General features: G+C 51.4%; 17 protein-coding genes. 15 read left to right on the forward strand and 2 right to left on the reverse strand.

Going from position 1 to position 17,468, the window contains the following annotated elements; all coding sequences use genetic code 11:
* Positions 1-954: 954 nt before the first annotated feature.
* The 14 genes from TH5_RS00605 to TH5_RS00670 all read left to right on the forward strand — a co-directional run bounded on the left by TH5_RS00605 (position 955) and on the right by TH5_RS00670 (position 14,172).
* Positions 955-1,533: a DotD/TraH family lipoprotein gene (locus TH5_RS00605; protein ID WP_167443417.1), complete on the forward strand. Its 579-nt coding sequence runs from the start codon at positions 955-957 to the stop codon at positions 1,531-1,533.
* A 15-nt stretch (positions 1,534-1,548) separates the two neighbouring features.
* The gene (locus TH5_RS00610; protein ID WP_114120073.1) at positions 1,549-2,532 is read left to right on the forward strand and encodes a type IV secretory system conjugative DNA transfer family protein; all 984 of its coding nucleotides are present in this window, start codon (positions 1,549-1,551) and stop codon (positions 2,530-2,532) included.
* A 142-nt stretch (positions 2,533-2,674) separates the two neighbouring features.
* A complete protein-coding gene (locus TH5_RS00615; protein ID WP_208638377.1) occupies positions 2,675-3,925 on the forward strand; it encodes a type IV pilus twitching motility protein PilT in 1,251 nt (416 codons plus the stop codon).
* The gene (locus tag TH5_RS00620) at positions 3,925-4,986 is read left to right on the forward strand and encodes a PilT/PilU family type 4a pilus ATPase (protein ID WP_097052594.1); all 1,062 of its coding nucleotides are present in this window, start codon (positions 3,925-3,927) and stop codon (positions 4,984-4,986) included. The genes TH5_RS00615 and TH5_RS00620 overlap by 1 nt, the downstream gene beginning before the upstream one ends.
* Before the next feature lie 22 nt (positions 4,987-5,008).
* Entirely contained in the window at positions 5,009-5,293 is a 285-nt protein-coding gene (gene icmT, locus TH5_RS00625; RefSeq protein WP_097052595.1) for an IcmT/TraK family protein, read from the forward strand.
* A gap of 14 nt (positions 5,294-5,307) precedes the next feature.
* Entirely contained in the window at positions 5,308-6,354 is a 1,047-nt protein-coding gene (gene parM, locus TH5_RS00630) for a ParM/StbA family protein (RefSeq protein ID WP_114120514.1), read from the forward strand.
* A gap of 25 nt (positions 6,355-6,379) precedes the next feature.
* Complete coding sequence (locus tag TH5_RS00635) at positions 6,380-6,907, forward strand: hypothetical protein (protein WP_114120074.1); 528 nt, start codon at positions 6,380-6,382, stop codon at positions 6,905-6,907.
* Between the two features lie 11 nt (positions 6,908-6,918).
* A complete protein-coding gene (locus TH5_RS00640; RefSeq protein ID WP_097052598.1) occupies positions 6,919-7,362 on the forward strand; it encodes a lytic transglycosylase domain-containing protein in 444 nt (147 codons plus the stop codon).
* Between the two features lie 2 nt (positions 7,363-7,364).
* Positions 7,365-8,678 carry a secretion/conjugation apparatus DotM-related subunit gene (locus TH5_RS00645; RefSeq protein WP_114120076.1) on the forward strand — a complete coding sequence of 438 codons (1,314 nt, stop codon included), beginning with the start codon at positions 7,365-7,367 and terminating at the stop codon, positions 8,676-8,678.
* Positions 8,679-8,827: 149 nt separating this feature from the next.
* Positions 8,828-10,054: a hypothetical protein gene (locus TH5_RS00650; protein ID WP_114120077.1), complete on the forward strand. Its 1,227-nt coding sequence runs from the start codon at positions 8,828-8,830 to the stop codon at positions 10,052-10,054.
* 19 nt (positions 10,055-10,073) lie between these two features.
* Positions 10,074-11,114 carry a hypothetical protein gene (locus TH5_RS00655; protein ID WP_114120078.1) on the forward strand — a complete coding sequence of 347 codons (1,041 nt, stop codon included), beginning with the start codon at positions 10,074-10,076 and terminating at the stop codon, positions 11,112-11,114.
* 80 nt (positions 11,115-11,194) lie between these two features.
* A complete protein-coding gene (locus TH5_RS00660; protein WP_114120079.1) occupies positions 11,195-11,827 on the forward strand; it encodes an HD domain-containing protein in 633 nt (210 codons plus the stop codon).
* 27 nt (positions 11,828-11,854) lie between these two features.
* Positions 11,855-12,424, forward strand: a complete 570-nt coding sequence (locus TH5_RS00665) for a hypothetical protein (protein ID WP_114120080.1) — start codon at positions 11,855-11,857, stop codon at positions 12,422-12,424.
* Between the two features lie 254 nt (positions 12,425-12,678).
* Positions 12,679-14,172 (forward strand): RCC1 domain-containing protein, encoded by a 1,494-nt coding sequence (locus tag TH5_RS00670; RefSeq protein WP_114120081.1) that lies wholly within the window; start codon positions 12,679-12,681, stop codon positions 14,170-14,172.
* 14 nt (positions 14,173-14,186) lie between these two features.
* On the opposite strand, the gene TH5_RS00675 is transcribed toward TH5_RS00670, so the two are convergent.
* Together TH5_RS00675 and TH5_RS00680 are read right to left on the reverse strand one after the other, a co-directional pair.
* Positions 14,187-14,513 (reverse strand): hypothetical protein, encoded by a 327-nt coding sequence (locus tag TH5_RS00675; RefSeq protein ID WP_114120082.1) that lies wholly within the window; start codon positions 14,511-14,513, stop codon positions 14,187-14,189.
* A gap of 3 nt (positions 14,514-14,516) precedes the next feature.
* On the reverse strand, positions 14,517-14,924 hold the full coding sequence (locus TH5_RS00680) for a hypothetical protein (protein WP_114120083.1): 408 nt from the start codon (positions 14,922-14,924) through the stop codon (positions 14,517-14,519).
* A 1,253-nt stretch (positions 14,925-16,177) separates the two neighbouring features.
* Here TH5_RS00680 and TH5_RS00690 point away from each other — a divergent pair.
* Positions 16,178-17,458 (forward strand): hypothetical protein, encoded by a 1,281-nt coding sequence (locus tag TH5_RS00690; protein ID WP_114120085.1) that lies wholly within the window; start codon positions 16,178-16,180, stop codon positions 17,456-17,458.
* Positions 17,459-17,468: the final 10 nt, after the last annotated feature.

Here is a 17,468-nt window from a genome sequence, read left to right on the forward strand (position 1 = left end):
TGGTAACAAACACAAACGGTATAGTAACAGAAAAACGGAAATTAACCGGTTGGCCAACAGGTTCCAACGCAACCTTTTACCTAATTTTCCACATTGTTGGCGAATACGTTTTGATTTTTAGCAAAAGTGTTACGCGATATCCCGCTATTTCCCATTCTTACCGCTTCAATGTCGGAGGCGACTATGTCCGAATAGCACTAAATGGGACTTTCCGTAAAAGTGTTACCTCATCTTGAGGCGGTTTCGTCGGCCTATTCTGAACGTTTCAAATTGCCCCTGCTCTCATCGCTCAAGGTCTGAATCACGTAGCGCTCAAGCGTATAATTAAACCCGTTGCAGGTCTCGGCCAACACCAAACGACATTTATCGTTGATTTCCCTCGGAAAAAGGTCAGTCGCTTCAATTATCTTTACTCATACGGACATGTTCGGGCAATTTGTGGACGGACTGTGCAAGTATGAGAAAAAGCGCGCTGCGGCCGAGCACGTGAAATTGACGGATAGGTGCACATCAGGTGAGTTGACCGCAGCACAGAGGGCTTCTCTTGGAATTTAACGGCTATCTGAGAGAAATCTGCGGCAACCAGACATACTGCATAACGATCAATATGTTTCGGGTAACAAATTTACCGAAATGATAAACATTTTTGCCAGAACGAAAAACACAAGTCATAGCCTGATGTTTTGACCCGAGATGTACCCTGGAATCACGGTAATATACGGTATCATACCGTGAATAAACCGTGGCAATCCTGTGCGTGCACCGTGTACTCACCGCATCCTACCGTGTATTTAAGCAAAATATGTTTACTTTTGCTTAAAAAGTTACTGTTTTCCTTCTCAATCCCTAGACTTAAAGTAAAAGATGGTTTACCTAAGGATATGCGGGGTTTTCCGTAAGGAATACCGGTATAATCTGTTGCCCGCGACCGGCGGGATACCCAGGAGAGAAGGTATGCAGCGAACGATGAAGCGTTGTGGATTGATAGTGTCCGCAATCGTGATTGGCAGTGCGCTTTCTGGATGCACCCAGACCAACAAGACCCAGAGCATCCAGGTTAGCCAGAGAGAGCATGCGTGGGATCAGGCCATTACATCTGACTTTCAACAGACAGTTGGTCAGGGCGCTAACCGAGCAGCTCAGGCATTGGAAAACCTGGCGATGATTCAGCGCACACGTACCGAGCCTGAGCCTGACCCCATCAATGAGGACACCCTACCTGAAGATCTGAGACGCCCAACCACTGTCGAGTGGAGTGGCCCGGCCATTACGTTGGTTCGTGAGCTCGCAGCCAACATTGGCTATTCATTCATCGAAACGGGAAACAAGCCGTCATCTCCGGCAATGATTCAGGTTGATATCCGGGACGTCTCGGCAGCCAAAGCCTTCGAAGATATCGGCCTTCAGGTGCAAACCTTTGCGAAGATTTTCGTCGATCCGAACAAGCGACGTGTCGAGTTCAAGCATCGGACAGCGCAGAAGCCCGGGCCGGAAATGAGAGCCCAGAAGCGGTCCCCTCGTAGCCACAAGTAACAAGGGGATATCCCGATGTTGAAAATCAAACGCTACCTCGTGGCATCGCCTTTGATTATGCTTCTAGCCGCATGTCAAACCACAGGGGCAAACAATGCTTCCGTGGATGTCTCTCAGCCTGAGACAGCTCAGACGGTTATCGAGGTGGTTCCTGCGCGCACTGTCCTGCGTACCGACGTGAACCCGAACTATCAGCCAGGGCAACTGCTTCAGCCTCGCAAGGAACTCATGACCCTTGAAGAGATGATGGCACTTGATGCAGGCGATGAAGGTGCAGAGGAGTTGTCGAATGAAGACAGGCTCCGGCTACCAGCGATGCGTACCGCAGCGATGAGTTTTGGTGCACGCGGAGGTCTCGCATGGGCAACGCGACGTATCTCTGAACTGCTCGAGAACCAGGCTAGCAACCTATCCAGAACCTTCAATTTCAGTTCGTTCCTGATCCAAGGGCCGTCGGGCACAAAAATTCTTCCACCGGTGATCTCGGAAAGCCGGGAAACCTACGAGCAGTTCGATGCCGGTCGGTCGCTACGGATTGCCGATACCTACTATGAAATCATTGAGCAGGCTCGCTTCACGCCGATTGCTCCGCTTTGGCATAACTATCTTCTGCGAACTTACTCCGCTCCGGAACTGCCGAACCCGGCCCTGTTACCAAAGTCCGCGGCAGAGCGAGAAGTCTGGCAAAACTTCGTTGCCCAGGGTTTCGAAGAGGGTGTGCGCCAGGCGCAGAACATCTTCCGCAACGACATGCGTAGGCTGGAACGGGACTTCACCGGGATGGTGCGTTATGCCGAGCTTCTTGAAAAAGGGCTGGTCTCTGAACCGATCGTTGCCAACGCCAATCTTGGCGTGACCGGCACCGGTGAAGACATGCGTATTAATGACCGGGCGATGAGCATTACCGCTGATCCACGCCTGAATGTCCATTCTTCTCCGGACTGGGAAGCACCGGTTTCCGGGATGACGCCGGGTGAAGCTTCCATGCCTCCTCGATAAATGACCCCCTCCTCAAGGAAAATTCTAGGGGAGGGGACAAGAATTCCTCCGATTTTGCCCCGAGCCACCGCATTCACGAGCTGTCGACATGTCTATAGATTCAGAAAGTAAACCGCTTTTCAGCACTGGCCATGACGGGTCCGTGTTTGAATTCGTTGGCCAGTTCAACGAGGAAACTCTTGATGAGTTCCTGATCTGGTGCACGGAGAAGCGGGTATCTGACATCACGTTGCAGAGTGACGTGGTTGCGTGGGGCAAAGTCGGCGGCAAATGGCAGCGACTAACCACCCGCCGAATAAACCATGATGACATGTATCGTGTGGTCGTCGCTGTCTATGGACAAAACGGGCCTGGCGAGGTCAACTCCGGGCACGATTTGGACCCTCTGTATGAAATTCGCGATCCCAATGGTGTCGGGAGATACTCTTTCCGCGTCAACGTGACCGGAGGGCGGCTTGAGAACGGCCGAGGATATCAGGTTACCATCCGGACCCTGCCGAGCGAACCAATCAAGCTGGAACTTCTTGGCATTGAAGACGACATCGTCAAAGCCTTTCGGCCGGAGCAGGGGCTTAACCTCATAACCGGACCAACGGGCTCTGGTAAGTCAACTCTCTTGTCTTCTCTGATCCGGAACCACTGCGAGCGAGAAGACGTCAGTGACAAGGTTATCGAGTACAGCCGCCCTATCGAATATGTGTACGACGGGCTGCATTTCCCGCACTCGTTCGTATTCCAGACGGAGGTCGGTCAGCACCTTAGGGACCGCTATGGTGATGACAGCGAGATGTCTGATTGGGCCTATGCTGCCCGTAACGCGTTGCGGCGTGCTGCTGACATTATTGTAATCGGTGAAGCACGTGACGCGGCGACCATTCGCGGTTGCATGACACTGGCATCGACCGGTCACCTATCCATGAGCACCATGCACACGATTGGGGTGGCCGAGACCATTCGTCGTGCGCTCATGGTGTTTCCTGGTAATGAACAGCACGGCGTTGCTATCGATCTGCTCGAATGCCTGAACCTTGTTGTTACCCAGTTGCTCATCCCGAAAATTGGTGGCGGCATGGTTGGGTGCAGAGAGTATCTGGTGTTTGATGCCAAAATACGAACGCGTCTTTCCTACATGCCCATCACGGAGTGGCCGCAAACCATTCGTGAAATCCTTCAAGCCCGGACCTCTATCGGAAGTTCGATGGAAGACAGTGCGCGCCAATTGCACAAGGAAGGCAAAATTACTGCCGAGACCTTTGAATACATCGCTCAGCGCAGTTCGTCCGAAAGTGAGGTCACGCGTAAGGCCAGCCTATTTAAGCCGGACACTGCGGAAACTTCCCCCCTTAGTGGTTTCGCTCAAACCGTCACCTCGTCTGTCAGCGAGGCCAGATAATGTCAGTCGGAAATATATTCGCTTGGCTATCCGAGATGGTGGCACGTGACGGATCAGACCTTTACCTGACGTTCGGTGCGCCGCCGATTATCCGTGTCGTGGATGAGTTCATTCGCGTGGATTACCCCGCGCTCACGGACAGCGATTTGACGCGGCTGATTGGCAGCCTGACCAATACCGACCAGATTACCCGGTTCGAAAAGACCAAGAACTTCAATATGTCGCTTGAACTCCCGGGTGTCGGGCGGTTCCGTATAAATCTGTTCATGCAACAAGGGCATGTTGGGACAGTCATTCGCAAGATACCCATGGAGGTTCCGACACTCCAAGAGCTCGGCAGCCCGAGTATTCTGGCCGACTTGAGCGGCGAGAAGAACGGGATCATTCTGGTCGTCGGGGCCACAGGGTCCGGAAAGTCCACCACCCTGGCGGCTATGATTAATCACCGCAATGAGCTTCGTGACGGACACATTCTGACGATCGAAGACCCGATTGAGTTTGTGCACCCACATAAGAAATGTATCGTCACACAAAGAGAAATCGGACGTGACGCTCTTTCTTTCGAAGACGCACAGGAGAACGCACTCCGCCAGAAAGCTGACATGATACTTGTCGGTGAAATCCGGTCGGCTAACGTCATGCGTCAAGCGCTCAATATTGCTGAAACAGGGCAACTTGCCCTCGCTACACTGCATGCCAACAACTCCCATCAGGCGATCCAGCGTGTTGCGAACTTCTTCGAGTTTGAGGAACAGCGTCAGATACTGCTGAACCTTTCTTTCAACCTGCGTGCTGTTATTTCGCAGCGCCTGGTCAGAACCACCGCAAACAAGCGTGTTGCGGCGATGGAGCTGATGCTCATGGACGAGCAGATCCGGGAGCATGTTCGGCTCAACGAGATGACGTCACTCAAGCAGGCAATCTCCGAAAGAGAAGACAAACACATGCAGACATTTGACCAGGACTTGCTCCAAAAATTCAGGAACGGCGTCATTGACGACAAAGTCGCTGTCTCCGAAAGCGATGATCGCGAATGGATGCAGGCGCAGCTGGCGGCATAGTGAAAGAGAAGGGAAACAGAATATGATTAACTGGCGGAACACGTATCTAACCCCGAAGTTCTTCATCGTGGATGCGCGCATTCTTGCCCTTATTCTACCAACTCTTGTGCACTTCCGTTGGTACACCGTTGTCCCGACAATCATTATCACCATTGTCCTCTATTTCATCGAGAAGCGATTGGAAATGGACGTCGCATCCGCCTTGCGACTAATCCGCAGCACTTTGGTCGGACGTCTTCGTCCGGCAAACACGAACTCAAAACGCGGTCGTATTGATTACGAAAGCAAATGGAACTCTCGTCAGTGAAGGAGAAAACCTCGATGAGTAAAGCCAAAACGAGCGAGCAGGTTTCATCAACCACCGCTCCGCAGACAAAACCACTTCTGGTCGCCATTGACGACGGATATGCACAGACGAAACTCTATGGTGAGGGGCCGGATGGCAAAATGATCACCCTGAAGATGCGTTCGTCTGTTCGGCCCGGGCGGCACGGATTGACCGCGCTATCAGGACGTGGTGACGTCGGGAGCTATACCACGGAAGAAGGTGAGAAATTCACGGCCTCAGAGGAAATCGAGGCAGAAAACACCCAGTTTGACACGTTCCACGTTTCAACGATGAACCGCGTGCTGGTCACCCACGCTCTTATCAGCGCCGGTTACGGCGGCCTGGACGTTGACCTTGTCACAGGACTGCCGGTCGATGACTATTTCATCGATAGTGAGAAGAATAACGCTCGCATCGAGGCGAAACGCGCGAACCTTGGGAAAGGTGTGTCCTCGACAAATCCGACAGAGCGTCCGGTTGCATCCCTAAAGTCGATTACAGTCAATTGCCAGGCTGTTGCGGCCTTCGTTGATTACATCACCGGGGATGATCTGGAAGAGCGAGCCGACCCTACCGGCAAGTTCGCCGTCGTTGATATTGGCGGTCGCACAACAGACGTCGCCGTCATTGTGAATGGTGAAAGCCTGGACAACAGCATGAGTGGCACGGCCAATATCGGCGTGCTTGATGTTTACAGCGCCGTCAACCGAGCGATTGGCAATAGGTTCGATTTCCATGACCGACTTCCGACGAACACGATCGACGCTGCGGTTCGCACCGGCAAAATTAATCTCTGGGGCGACGACCACGACGTGACAGACCTTGTAAAAGGCGTGGTCCTGGAGCAGGAAGGCAAAATCGCCAGGGAGGTGGAGCGACGTCTTGGCTCGGCCGCAAGTTTGAACAAGGTTCTGTTCGTTGGCGGCGGGTCAGCTCTGTTCAAGACCATTGCCGAACATTTCCGCAATGGTCACATGGCCGAAGATCCGGAGTTCTCGAACGCGCGCGGCATGTTCAAATACGCTCGCCTGTTCGCTTAATCCAGAAGGCACCAAGGAAAATAGAATGTCGCGTTCCCGCTCTATCGAAATATACCTAAAGCCAGGTGTTGAAGAGGATGACCAGATTTATGCTGTCTGGGAGGCTCTTCGTGAGCGGGGACGTCCTCAGGATATTTTCCGGCGCATGCTGCGCGCAGGATTGCGGGCTATGGTTGATACCGGGGAACTGCCGCGAGTGGCACTTGGTGAGCTTGAAGTCGACATTCTATATCCTGTCCCGCTTGCCACCGCGACGCAAATGATGCGCCACCCGAAGCCCCCCAAGCCGAAGAAGGGCACAAAGTCCCGGCAGGCGCCTGCCGGGCTTCCTGTGAAAACGAAAAGCGAAGTAGCTTGTTCAAAAGAGGAAACTGGGGGAGAATCAATAAAGGAAAACTCCGCAGATGAGATGGAAAACTCATTGCCTACCTCGCAGGTAGCCGAAGCGACTTCGAATACTTCAGATCCGGCGCGGGAGAAAAGCGAGACCTCAGCCGCTCCCGAGCAGCTGGCAGCGGAGACGCCCCGAACGCGCTTAAGACAGATAATGTAAAGGAGACTTGAGTGCTGGATCTGATGACCGTTTCCGAGCAATGCATCCGGGATGCCGCTGACTTGCAGGGCGTGCCGCCCTTGATTGTTCTTGGATTCCTTAAAACCGAAGGCGGCTCCGTAGGGATGGCGACGCCCAACAAGGGCAAGGACGGCAAGGTCTTTTCTCATGACCTCGGCCCTATGCAGGTCAATGATAAAGTATGGGTGCCGGTGATTGCCGATCTGCACTTTAACGGCAACAAGGATGAAGCTCGAACAGCCCTGAAAGACTGGGGATGCTATAATATCCACGTTGGCACTTGGATCTTCCGCCAGTATCTGGACGAGGCGAACGGGGATTATATCGAGGCGATTGGCTTCTACAACAGCCATACGCCCGCGATTAAGCGAAAATACCAGAAGAAATATGCAGAGAATTTTCTTGATATGCTCGGCCTGAAGAAGGGGGAATAGCAATGGCGAACGGAAGTGATTCTGGCAAGCCTACTGACGAAATTACCTACATTGTGGGTGCCGCGGTCATCGCGGCAGGTTGCTGGGTGTTATGGATGCAGGCCCGGCCGGTCTTCGTTTACACCTTCTTTGGTATGGATTGGGTACAGTACAAGCTGCTTGACCTGCTTGGGTTGCTGTCACCCGCCCGCCAGCAGGTTCTGCAAGACATGGAGGGCTACCTTGTTGGCATCTATGACCCAAACACCGTGACTTGGGAATACCTCACTTCTGTCGACAAGATTGTCAGTAAAACCAGTCAGTATTTTCTGGCAGGGGTAATCGGGCTGTTTAGCTTCGTCTGTGCCTTTAGGATGAAGGGTGACAATTTTCGACGTGAATTCACACTAACAGGTGAATCCCATGAAAAGATGTGGCGCTTTGTCGGCATTCCAGTCACCAGTAAAATCCTGCGCTTCATCCTGCTCTGCCTGACAACCGTAACCTTCACGAAGGGCATTCTACTGAAGAGCCGAAAAGAGTGGCGCCGTACCGGTGGCCCTAGCTTTATGCACTATCAGGCGAAGCAGTGGAAAGTCCTGCAAACGGGCATCAACTTCGACCCAAATGTCGACGACCCGATGCAAAATCCGCAGATGAAACCAGTGCAATGGTTAGAGGCCAACAATATAACCCTTTCAAGGCGCGAAGGTCTGGATGAGGATGCTGTCGAGGCGGCATTTGAGCGCCAGCTCGGAGAGTATTGGGGGAGCCTCGAGACCACACCAGTCCATGTCCAGGCAATGTGCATCATGGCGGCACTCAATCTGAAACGACATGCGCAGAATAACTTTGTCCGAGACCAGCTGTCTGTAATTTATGGTGACCCAAAAAGAGCACTCGAAGAAGCCAACAAAATGGCTGCGAAACTCATTGAGCCCTATATGACCGATGCGGTCATTACGAACGCCATCAATAGCAAAGCCGCAAAACATGCCTACATCACCACCGCTGTCGTGGCAATCTATGGCTGGGGCGGCCCCATGGAAGAGTGGGGTGGCGGGAAGGCCGGGGTGTTGGCTCCATCCATGTTCCGCTGGCTCAAGCGGATCGACCGGTCACTTTGGTACGCATTGAATAATGTAGGCCGTCGCGCATTTCATATTGAAGGGGCGGGCATCATTGCACATTTCTTTGCAGAACGCGTATCCGGCGGCAAAATCGCGGAAGCACATGTCGAACATGCAATGAGTGGGCTTGTCGATTATCTGAAAATCCACAACATCGTCGATATCGAGGAATACAATCGGAAAGTGATCGACTTTATAGAGCCTTGATGCCTGTTTTACTTGGCAAACGCTTTCGAAAGAGCGCCTGAAGAACTTTACTGGTTGTAAAGAAAACTCGGCGCTCTTTTCCTTGACTAATAAGGATAAACCGTCAATAAGAAGCATAACAGTTCTTTATGCTCAAGCGGGGAATCTCAATGAGTCAGCAAAAAGCCGAAGCACAAGACGCATGCAAAATCGCGGATATTATTTCGTTTTGGCGGATGGTAAAGCCTGATGCGATTATCGGTATCGTGATTGGACAACGTGGGCTGAATGTCGTGACTTCGGCAGGTCCGTACCGTTTGCGCGTTGAAAGAGATCTGAAAAATTCGACACTGGAGTTTGTTGACTTCCATGGCAATGTCACCGAATTGATGACGGTCGACAAAAAGGACGATGCCGAACTGTGCTCGAAGCTCTCGGAATTTGGAGACTATCTGTCCTCCAGCGTCACAGGTCATACGAACCTCCAATCCATCCTTTCGGTTGTCAAATCCGGTGCGCTGGGCGTGGCAGCGTTTTCCCTGTTTCTTGGAGCGCTGGCTCTATTTTCGATTGATGACAGTCCGCGCGACAATGGGTACCAAGAATATGCCCCGACACACTTCCCCCACATGGCTACCGATGACAAGCTTTTCCCACCAATGCCGCCGTCTTTTGACCCAAAGGTAGGCTCATTTACTCCGCCCACCGTGGCACCGGAAATGTCGGAAAATCCTTCAAAGCCGATGTCATCGACGCCGGGTGGGTTCTTCAGGCCAAAAGCTAACGTGCCATATCCTGATTTGAGCGATCCGAGTGTGCCGCGCGTACACCGGCCGAGTGAACCGAAGAGTAAGCCGTACACGATCGATAATGCCTGGACTCCGCCTCCAGGACCGCTCCTTGAGGCTCCGGCCACACCCCAACCATCCATTACCAGTCAGCCGACTTCCGAAGCCCTTCCCGGTCCGATGTCACAGCAAGACGAACCTATGAATGACCCGTCCGATGTCGCATCGATGCCACCGCTTTCACTTGATGTCGAAGGCGCTGAAAAACTGCTGCTAAGGCTTAAGGAAATCCGCCAGACGGCAGACGCAGGCGAAGAGGTGACACCGCAGATGCTGGAAGGTCTCCCATCACAGTTTGCTGAAAGGCTGAAACAGAAACAGCTGTATGAGCAGCCGATCAGCGCGCGCGCGACAGTCAAACCTCGCGAAAGCCAGCGCCTGACAGACGAGGATATGAAGGCCGCGGCCAAAGACCGGTATGGCATTCCCAATATTCCGCCTGCAAACACTTGGGCAAGCACCAATGGCCGTGTTGTCATCCCCTTACCGGGCAGTGGTGACATCCGCTCAGTTGAGGACTTCAAAAGTTTCGGCATCCAGCTCGATTAGTCGATTAGGACGGCACACAATGACGCAGGAAGCTCCCTGGGCTCCGTTTACCGAGTACGTGGCGCAACAGAATGCTACTGGCATGAGTGTCATTGATGTCAGTTCTTATCTGAACAATCTTGATAGCGTCTTGTCCGAAGCAATTTCGACCAGCTTTGAGGGGGGTCGGGCAGACGAGGTCGGCCCCGACATATCACATTTTGCACGAGCCATTGCTACGAGAGTAAAGCTCGAAAGTTTCCTATTGGTCGGGCCATCCGATTGCGATCAGGCACTCACCACACTGAAAGCCAATCTTCGAATGTTCCTTTGGGTTCGCGGTTTCTTGATTTCAAAAGGGTTGCAAGCTATGTTCGATTTTCTGACCGATCCTTCAAAACGAAGGTCTGACCCATTAAGGTTTGCAAAGCACACGCTCATGATGACATCTGATGCCGCCGCAGCTCATGAATTGTTCAGGTACATTGCGACCATGGCAGGCAAGCATGTCCATGACGAGTTCGGTCAGGTGCTGTGGGTTACCGGCGACGAGACGGCTATGTCCACCCGGGTACGACTTCTTAGCGACTGGGTTGGAAGCCATCTGCACAGATATGACGTTCGTCCGAGAATGCGCTGCACGGCCGCCGACCTTGAGCACAATCTGTCCATTTTTCACATCTCTGACAGCAAAGACGGCATTGAAGACTGCACGGATCTGTTCGTTCGAGCGATTTCGATTGACCCGGAGATCAACGCTGCACGCAAAACCCGTGTAATCTTCAGCGACTTGTCAGGTTGGCAGTTTGATGAGCTTGTGCGGGTTAAGAGCCTGAGCGAAAACCTGTCGCGAAGAGGCGTAATGACGGTCATTGTCGATGACGACGGCGCGCTTGAAAGGTCAGGGGTTTTCTCTGATACCAGCTACATCAACAAAGCCGTGATTGATAAAAGCGGAAAATACAGTGTTGAAGGTGCTTCCCAGGGAAGGCTCCCACATTATCGCATTCCTGTTCAGTTGCTCATTCCGGCTCACCTGTTTGACGAGCCGAGCGGCGACATTTCGCGTCCGGCAAGATAACCCAGGCCAGACAACGGTGGTCATTTGCAGTCCGGTCGCTTATTTTCGCCAGAAGCCATCTGACAAGTAAGGCATCGACCATGTTAGAGAAACTGTTGTCCGACCGAGCACAGAATCTATTCCGTGACTTAAGACCCCGATATGAAGAGCCACACCGGTCGCATCATGGTGTCGCACATATCGTGCATTGCCAGCGGGTTTTTCTGACCATCGAGGATATTGTTGCCAACAAGGAAGCCTTTGAGCTGGCGCTGATTTTTCATGATGCCATCTACGATGTCGGGGCCAAGTCGCCACTCAACGAGAAGAACAGTGCGAACTTGATGATGAGCGCTTCCCCGTACGACCGGGAAGTGACACAAAGAGCGTATTTGCTGATCTTGGCTACAGCAGACCACAAAATCCCGCCGATTGAGGATGAGAGCTTTACGCAGGATTGCGCGCTATTCCTTGATATCGACAATTCTGTTCTAGGAAGCCCCCCGGACGAGTATCAAAGGTATGCAAACAATATTCGCCAGGAGTACCTGACCGTTTTCAGTGAGGAAGAATTCAATCGTGGAAGGCAGTCATTCCTTGAAGGCATGCTCGACCGAGAGAGCATTTTCCTTTCAAGGCACTTCAGGAACCGGATTGAGAGCATCGCGCAACGGAACATCCGAAATGAGCTCTCCCATCTTCAGGTGCCACCAAGCCCTGGGAAGAGATTTTAGCTCTTGAGCACTTGAAAGGAGGCAAGTATGCCGGATCAGGAACTCTCGGTCACAGATAAAATCCGCAAGCTAGATGATCGCGAACTTAGTAGCCTCATCGAGCAACTGGAAATTATCGCGAACGAGGCCGTCCAAATAGTCGCCGAACTGTGGACTTGCGGTGCTATGGGGCCCAGCTTGTCGCTGGCTGTTAAATCCTCTGTGCTAGATAGTCATTTTCAGGAAAAAGCCGGTTCTGCGATTGCTGCACTCAGCGAGAAGGCTGTTGGTCATCCTGTCGACGCATCTGACGCTCAACGTGAGGCCTCCATCAAGACATGCCTGGATAGGCTACCAGATTTCCAGCCTCGGAAGGCCACGCAAGAGCCTGAGATGTTTAGCCAGATCGAGAACGCCCGCCTGCGGCATGAATTGCAGCGTGCCATTGATAGACTGATTTCGGGCTGCGCTCTGCTTTGGGAGCATGGGAAGCCGGAGATGGCTATGCGTCTTGAGAAGTCACTATCTGTTTTGGTTCCTGACGTTCAGGCTGATGTAACGCGGTTCGTCCATGCCGCACTTCACCAACCGGCCGGTGCACCGACCCCCCGTGTATAACCCTCAGAAAAAATTGGACGACTGCTCTTTCCTCTTTGTTTGATCCATGTCCTTTTGTTGCCTTGCAGGGAAGGAAATCTACCGTGTCTCGAAGAAAATATTTCTTCGCGGCCCAAAAAATCCTTCCAGATTTCTTCGTCTGTTTGCTGATTTTGTAATATTACTGTGCTATTCTCCTGCTCAGAATTTGGCTCCATCGGGCCCTAGAGTATTGCTGTCCGTGGCGTATTTCTTCAGAAGAAGGTTCAGAAAAAATGGTGATCCGTCAGGTCATACCGGTGACAATATTGTTCGGCTGCCTTGTCTCTATGCCAGCCTTGGCAGAAGTCTATAAATACCGCCACGTAATTGATGCCGAGATCACTGCCGATGACGATACTCCACCGCTTAGGCTCCTCGTCCCTCCATCCCTGACTCTGTCCGAAATTACTGACGGCCAATCTCCTGGTGAATGCGAGAATGTACGAATTGAGGCTACCGGGTCAGGTGAAGTGACATCTCTCGTCACGGCCTTCTCAGGGGAAGATGCCAAAGTCTTTGAGCGCTGTCCTTCATCAGTTGCCCCATGCGGCGACGTGCTTACCTCCGGCTCGGCATGTAATCTTGGTGTCAGGACAGTCGCTCAAGCAAAGGGCTTCTACCAAGTTGATCTTGAAACCATTGCTTCAGGAGGACTTTTCGGGTCAACACAGCTTGCAGTCTCAACATCGGGCTTTGGCGGCGTAATCTATGGATTTGGCAGGGAAGGGACCGGGCCTCATTTAGGAGGGGTTTCCAAAACCCATGACCTTGTTGAAATTGACCCATCGCAACCCGATTTTGTTAAGGCTACCAACAACGCCTACAACACATACGGCCTCAAGGAGGACGGGACGATTTGGGGCGTCGGCAGCACAATGGGCCTTAACGGGCATGCCGATTCAACAAAATGGGTTAAAGTCAGCCAGGAAAACGACTGGATTGACGTCGTAGCGCAATTTTCCAGCGTTATCGGTGTAAAGTCAGACGGTTCTACGTGGGTAATGGGAAAAACGGAGCTTCCGCACCCGGATACTGCCGAAGTCATTTGGCCCTGGACTGAAATTCGCAACTCTAACGGAATTGTTAGCGTAAAAGCCTATTCGTCTCTGGCCCTCGGAATAAAAGATGACGGAACACTCATGGTCTGGGGGATATCAGATGTCTACGCGACCGATACGGCCTCTGGCGAAAACCAGTGGGTTGAACTTCAGCCCGACTATCGCGTTGGCCATGACTTTAAACAGGTTGCCAGCACATATTCTACTGTGTTCGCGCTCGACAACTTCGGACAGCTGTATGCGTATGGTGGTGTCTATGCTGGAGGAGACTCATCGCGCGGTCCAGAGTATACTTACGAGGCATTGCCCACATGGACCAATTTAGGGCAACCGGAACGATGGGAAAAGATTGCGACGGTGCCGCGCCGCCGGATTATGTACGGTATCCGCACTGACGGAACTTTATGGGTTCGCGGATGGGACGCCAGTGCCAAAGTTAACTACTCCGAATGGACGGAAATCTCCAGCTCTACAGACTGGGCAGAGATTTTCGGATATGCTGGCGGCATACTGGCGCTCAAAACGGACGGCTCACTTTATGCTCGTGGGCCAAAGGACTATTACGGAACGGAAGACGATCTGGTAACAATGACCCACCTGTTTGAATACCCTCGACTTGAAACACTAGATATCGGGTACACTTCTTTCGTGGTGATTCCCCAACTGTGAAGAACGGGAGGGGACTACCCCCTCCCAGCATGGCAGCTTGATGCTGGTCCGTTGTCAGACAGATAACCTTTGAAAATAGATGAGAACGCTTGAGACATGCACATTTCATTGATTACCGCCTGAACCATGTTGGACTCTTCAGGTTCCATTCCTCCGCTCACGCATCGTCGCAGATAGCCAGCAACATAGGCCATAACGATAGGGTCGATGCTTTCGTGAGAGATTCTACCGGTATCGAACCAAGACTCCAATCCTTTCTCGGCATCAATCTTAAGCAGTTCGAACTCAGCGCACTTTGCCAGCGCTTCGTCTCGTTCTTTGATGATTTCCTGAATGCCCATGTCTCATGCCTTCCCATGGGAGGAGCGAGCGGCATTGTTTCCAGATGAATTATCCAAAATGTCTGCCAATCGAATTTTTGAAATTCGCTCCACGCTGACGGGGAGGGGTTGCTCCTTGCCGTCCCCACGCAAGGCCTGAGTGAATACGCCTGCAAACACACCAAGGCGGCACATATTCTGGACAACTTCTTTTACCAAGTCTACGTCATCTGGCGTCATGCCTTGCGTCCGACAGGTATCCAGATAGTTCGTCACACGCGACTGCACGACCGGGTCTAGTTCATCCTGAAGTTTTTTGCGGGTGTCGAACCAGCCTTTGAATTTGTCAACAGCTCGCAATTTCAAATCTTCCATCGCTGCGCATTTCGATACGGCCTCATCGCGCTCTCTGATCGCTTGCTCAATATCCATTGCAACCTCATATGGGTAAAATATCTTTCTTAATTTTGCATGCCAGATACCATATCACAAGGAATTCTATCATGTAATTGTCCTTGGTATTCTTTGGTATCGGTGTGCATCAGCATGTGACAGAAAGATTCGCCGAAGATTGGGGTTGTTCTGTACACTGGAGACTGAATGCCTCAAATACTATCTAATAGCCTAGTCCCTCAGAACTTTTAGCCTAGTCATCAGTGAAAATCCTACCCTTCCAATTAGGAGAACGTAAGGGAAACTGTCGAATCATTGCAGGACTTCATTACTTCAAGTCGAACAAGCTGCGCTTTGACGGCGGCCGCGCAGTTGAATTATGCAATGTGAGAAAGACTATTGTATCATAACAGTAAAGCTCAAGTTGGACTTTTCCTTGCGTCCCCTCATCACTGGTACAAAGCATGTCAGAACATAAATTGGCACCACGAGATGGTATAACGGCCCATTGCCAAGGCTTCGCTCTATCCAACAACCCGTGGCCACCCAATAGTCCAGAACACGATCTTTGGTCTGAGAAATGGGCCTTCAGGCACGCCTATGCGCATCCGAAGGCAATAGACGCGCCAGGCGGGCGGCTGCGGTCAACAGAAACCTCCAATGCGCAATGCCCAAACTTCCAAAGTCGACTATCGCATGGTGAGATGTTGTTGAAGGCGTTGGGGTGTGTCATGCGTGAGCTTCACATAATCGGCCGTAATCTAGCGCGAACCCGACAACTGGAAACCAGGAAAAGACTACTACGGTTAGGACGCCACCTAAACGAACGGGAGCGCGTCCTATTGATAAAGCTGGAAGACGCCTGCGATGACTTTGAAACCGCAAATGACCCATTCGAAAACGGGCGGCTATTTGATTCCGGGGACGAGGATGTTCCGGAAGTCGTTGAGTGTGACGGTTGCGGTAAAATGGTTGGTCGGGCAGGACGACAGGACTGGATAGACATGACATGGGTCGCCTCATACTGCCATTTGTGTGTTGCTAAATAAACACACCTTTACACGAAATACATGTCGTCCAAACTAAAACCATCCACAGTAAATCAACGGCCGAAGGAGGCAGATAATGGCAGATAATGGCAGGAGGTAGCAGAGAGTGCCAAGAAGTGGCAGAGAGTGCCAAGAAGGTTTTATTTCATGATACTGAGGTAAATCATATTTTTATTTTTAACATTGACTCTTCTTCGTATTTAGAAAGACGATAACTGTAATGAAAATTTGAAGGGATATCACATGCCAAGTCCATATCATCCGTTTCAGAAAAATGGGGGGCGTACAAGCAAGACCTCTGGCCGTATTGGCATTGAACACCTACTAGTGGATTTGGACAATATCCCGAATCTAATAGTTGCTGCCGCGATAAACCACGTAAACCTGAAGAAGCCGGGGGCTAATTTTGACGCTATCGCAATTTCAGGGAATTCTGGATATCTCAATCCAGCGAGCCACTATTTACTGCTGCGCAAATTAGCCAAGTCATTCTTGGGAACAATGGGCGACAGAATGGACGAAATCACAGGGCGGTCGGGCTACCGGGATAAATTCTTTCAGGAAATGGGGGGTAAGGAATCTGTCACAACAGGCAATGCTTCATTTCCGCGATTGATTGACTTGAGTGTCACCGACACCTTTATTCAGCAAGCTCTACAAGATACGCATTATGTCCTGTGCGTCAGCAAGGCTCATTCCAATGACGAAACAAGGAGAAAACTAGAGACTGCAAAAAGTAAAAAGCTTGGAGACCGACCAGTTCTACTGGGGCCGATAGCATATATCGATGGACGCCTATGTGCGACATTGTTGAAATGCAATTTAACTAACACATTGTTGATGGAACTACAGCAAGATATTCAAAACAGGTTTGGGATATCGGTTCCTCCGATAAAACTGACCGAGAATGTTGCAGTGGCAAAACTTTCTTCATGGGAAACACTTAGAGGTCTTCACCATAGTTTCTATGCCATTGAAAAGGACGGCTTGGTGTTAGTGGATCTAGGAGCTCACACAGATAAAGATCTCGAAGCACGGTTGCGAGACTTAGGCTTCACAAAGGTGCCTCTGCAAAGGAAAATGAGAGCCCCTCTTCTGAAAGACAACGCCCGCGCTATTTTGCTAACGCTCCGTAAAAAAGGCGTCAGTCTATGTCCAAACTTGGTTGGACGACTTGAAGAAGCCCTTGATCTTTTGTTTTATCCTGACAACTCGTACCGTGGGCTTGTTACCATGAAGGACGGAGGGATAGGGGTAGACGATAAGCGTATCGCAGCAGTTCGCATCCAAACGAATGAAAACCTGAACCTGGAGAACACTTTCAAATACAAAGAAGAGTTTTTGGTCACACAACCACACGAAGCGATCATCAAACTAACGGATAGTACTGTAGACCGCCTCGAAGCGGTCATCCGAGAGAGCCAACTCAATGTCTCTCCAGACGTGGAGTATCACATCCATACGGTCAAGCAACGGCGATCTCTGGAAGCCTCTTCTGTCACACCTCAAGCAATCCGTCGCTGATTTTGATAGC

This window comes from Thalassospira xianhensis MCCC 1A02616 (genome assembly GCF_003326475.1).
Lineage (GTDB): Bacteria > Pseudomonadota > Alphaproteobacteria > Rhodospirillales > Thalassospiraceae > Thalassospira > Thalassospira xianhensis.

Excerpts from the sequence above, each read along its gene's own strand:
- TH5_RS00605 (WP_167443417.1), top strand. The coding sequence starts at position 955 with ATGCAGCGAACGATGAAGCGTTGTGGATTGATAGTGTCCGCAATCGTG.
- TH5_RS00610 (WP_114120073.1), top strand. The coding sequence starts at position 1,549 with ATGTTGAAAATCAAACGCTACCTCGTGGCATCGCCTTTGATTATGCTT.
- parM (WP_114120514.1), top strand. The coding sequence starts at position 5,308 with ATGAGTAAAGCCAAAACGAGCGAGCAGGTTTCATCAACCACCGCTCCG.
- TH5_RS00655 (WP_114120078.1), top strand. The coding sequence starts at position 10,074 with ATGACGCAGGAAGCTCCCTGGGCTCCGTTTACCGAGTACGTGGCGCAA.
- TH5_RS00635 (WP_114120074.1), top strand. The coding sequence starts at position 6,380 with ATGTCGCGTTCCCGCTCTATCGAAATATACCTAAAGCCAGGTGTTGAA.
- TH5_RS00650 (WP_114120077.1), top strand. The coding sequence starts at position 8,828 with ATGAGTCAGCAAAAAGCCGAAGCACAAGACGCATGCAAAATCGCGGAT.
- TH5_RS00660 (WP_114120079.1), top strand. The coding sequence starts at position 11,195 with ATGTTAGAGAAACTGTTGTCCGACCGAGCACAGAATCTATTCCGTGAC.
- TH5_RS00675 (WP_114120082.1), bottom strand. The coding sequence starts at position 14,513 with ATGGGCATTCAGGAAATCATCAAAGAACGAGACGAAGCGCTGGCAAAG.
- TH5_RS00665 (WP_114120080.1), top strand. The coding sequence starts at position 11,855 with ATGCCGGATCAGGAACTCTCGGTCACAGATAAAATCCGCAAGCTAGAT.
- TH5_RS00670 (WP_114120081.1), top strand. The coding sequence starts at position 12,679 with ATGGTGATCCGTCAGGTCATACCGGTGACAATATTGTTCGGCTGCCTT.
- TH5_RS00620 (WP_097052594.1), top strand. The coding sequence starts at position 3,925 with ATGTCAGTCGGAAATATATTCGCTTGGCTATCCGAGATGGTGGCACGT.
- TH5_RS00690 (WP_114120085.1), top strand. The coding sequence starts at position 16,178 with ATGCCAAGTCCATATCATCCGTTTCAGAAAAATGGGGGGCGTACAAGC.
- TH5_RS00645 (WP_114120076.1), top strand. The coding sequence starts at position 7,365 with ATGGCGAACGGAAGTGATTCTGGCAAGCCTACTGACGAAATTACCTAC.
- TH5_RS00680 (WP_114120083.1), bottom strand. The coding sequence starts at position 14,924 with ATGGATATTGAGCAAGCGATCAGAGAGCGCGATGAGGCCGTATCGAAA.
- icmT (WP_097052595.1), top strand. The coding sequence starts at position 5,009 with ATGATTAACTGGCGGAACACGTATCTAACCCCGAAGTTCTTCATCGTG.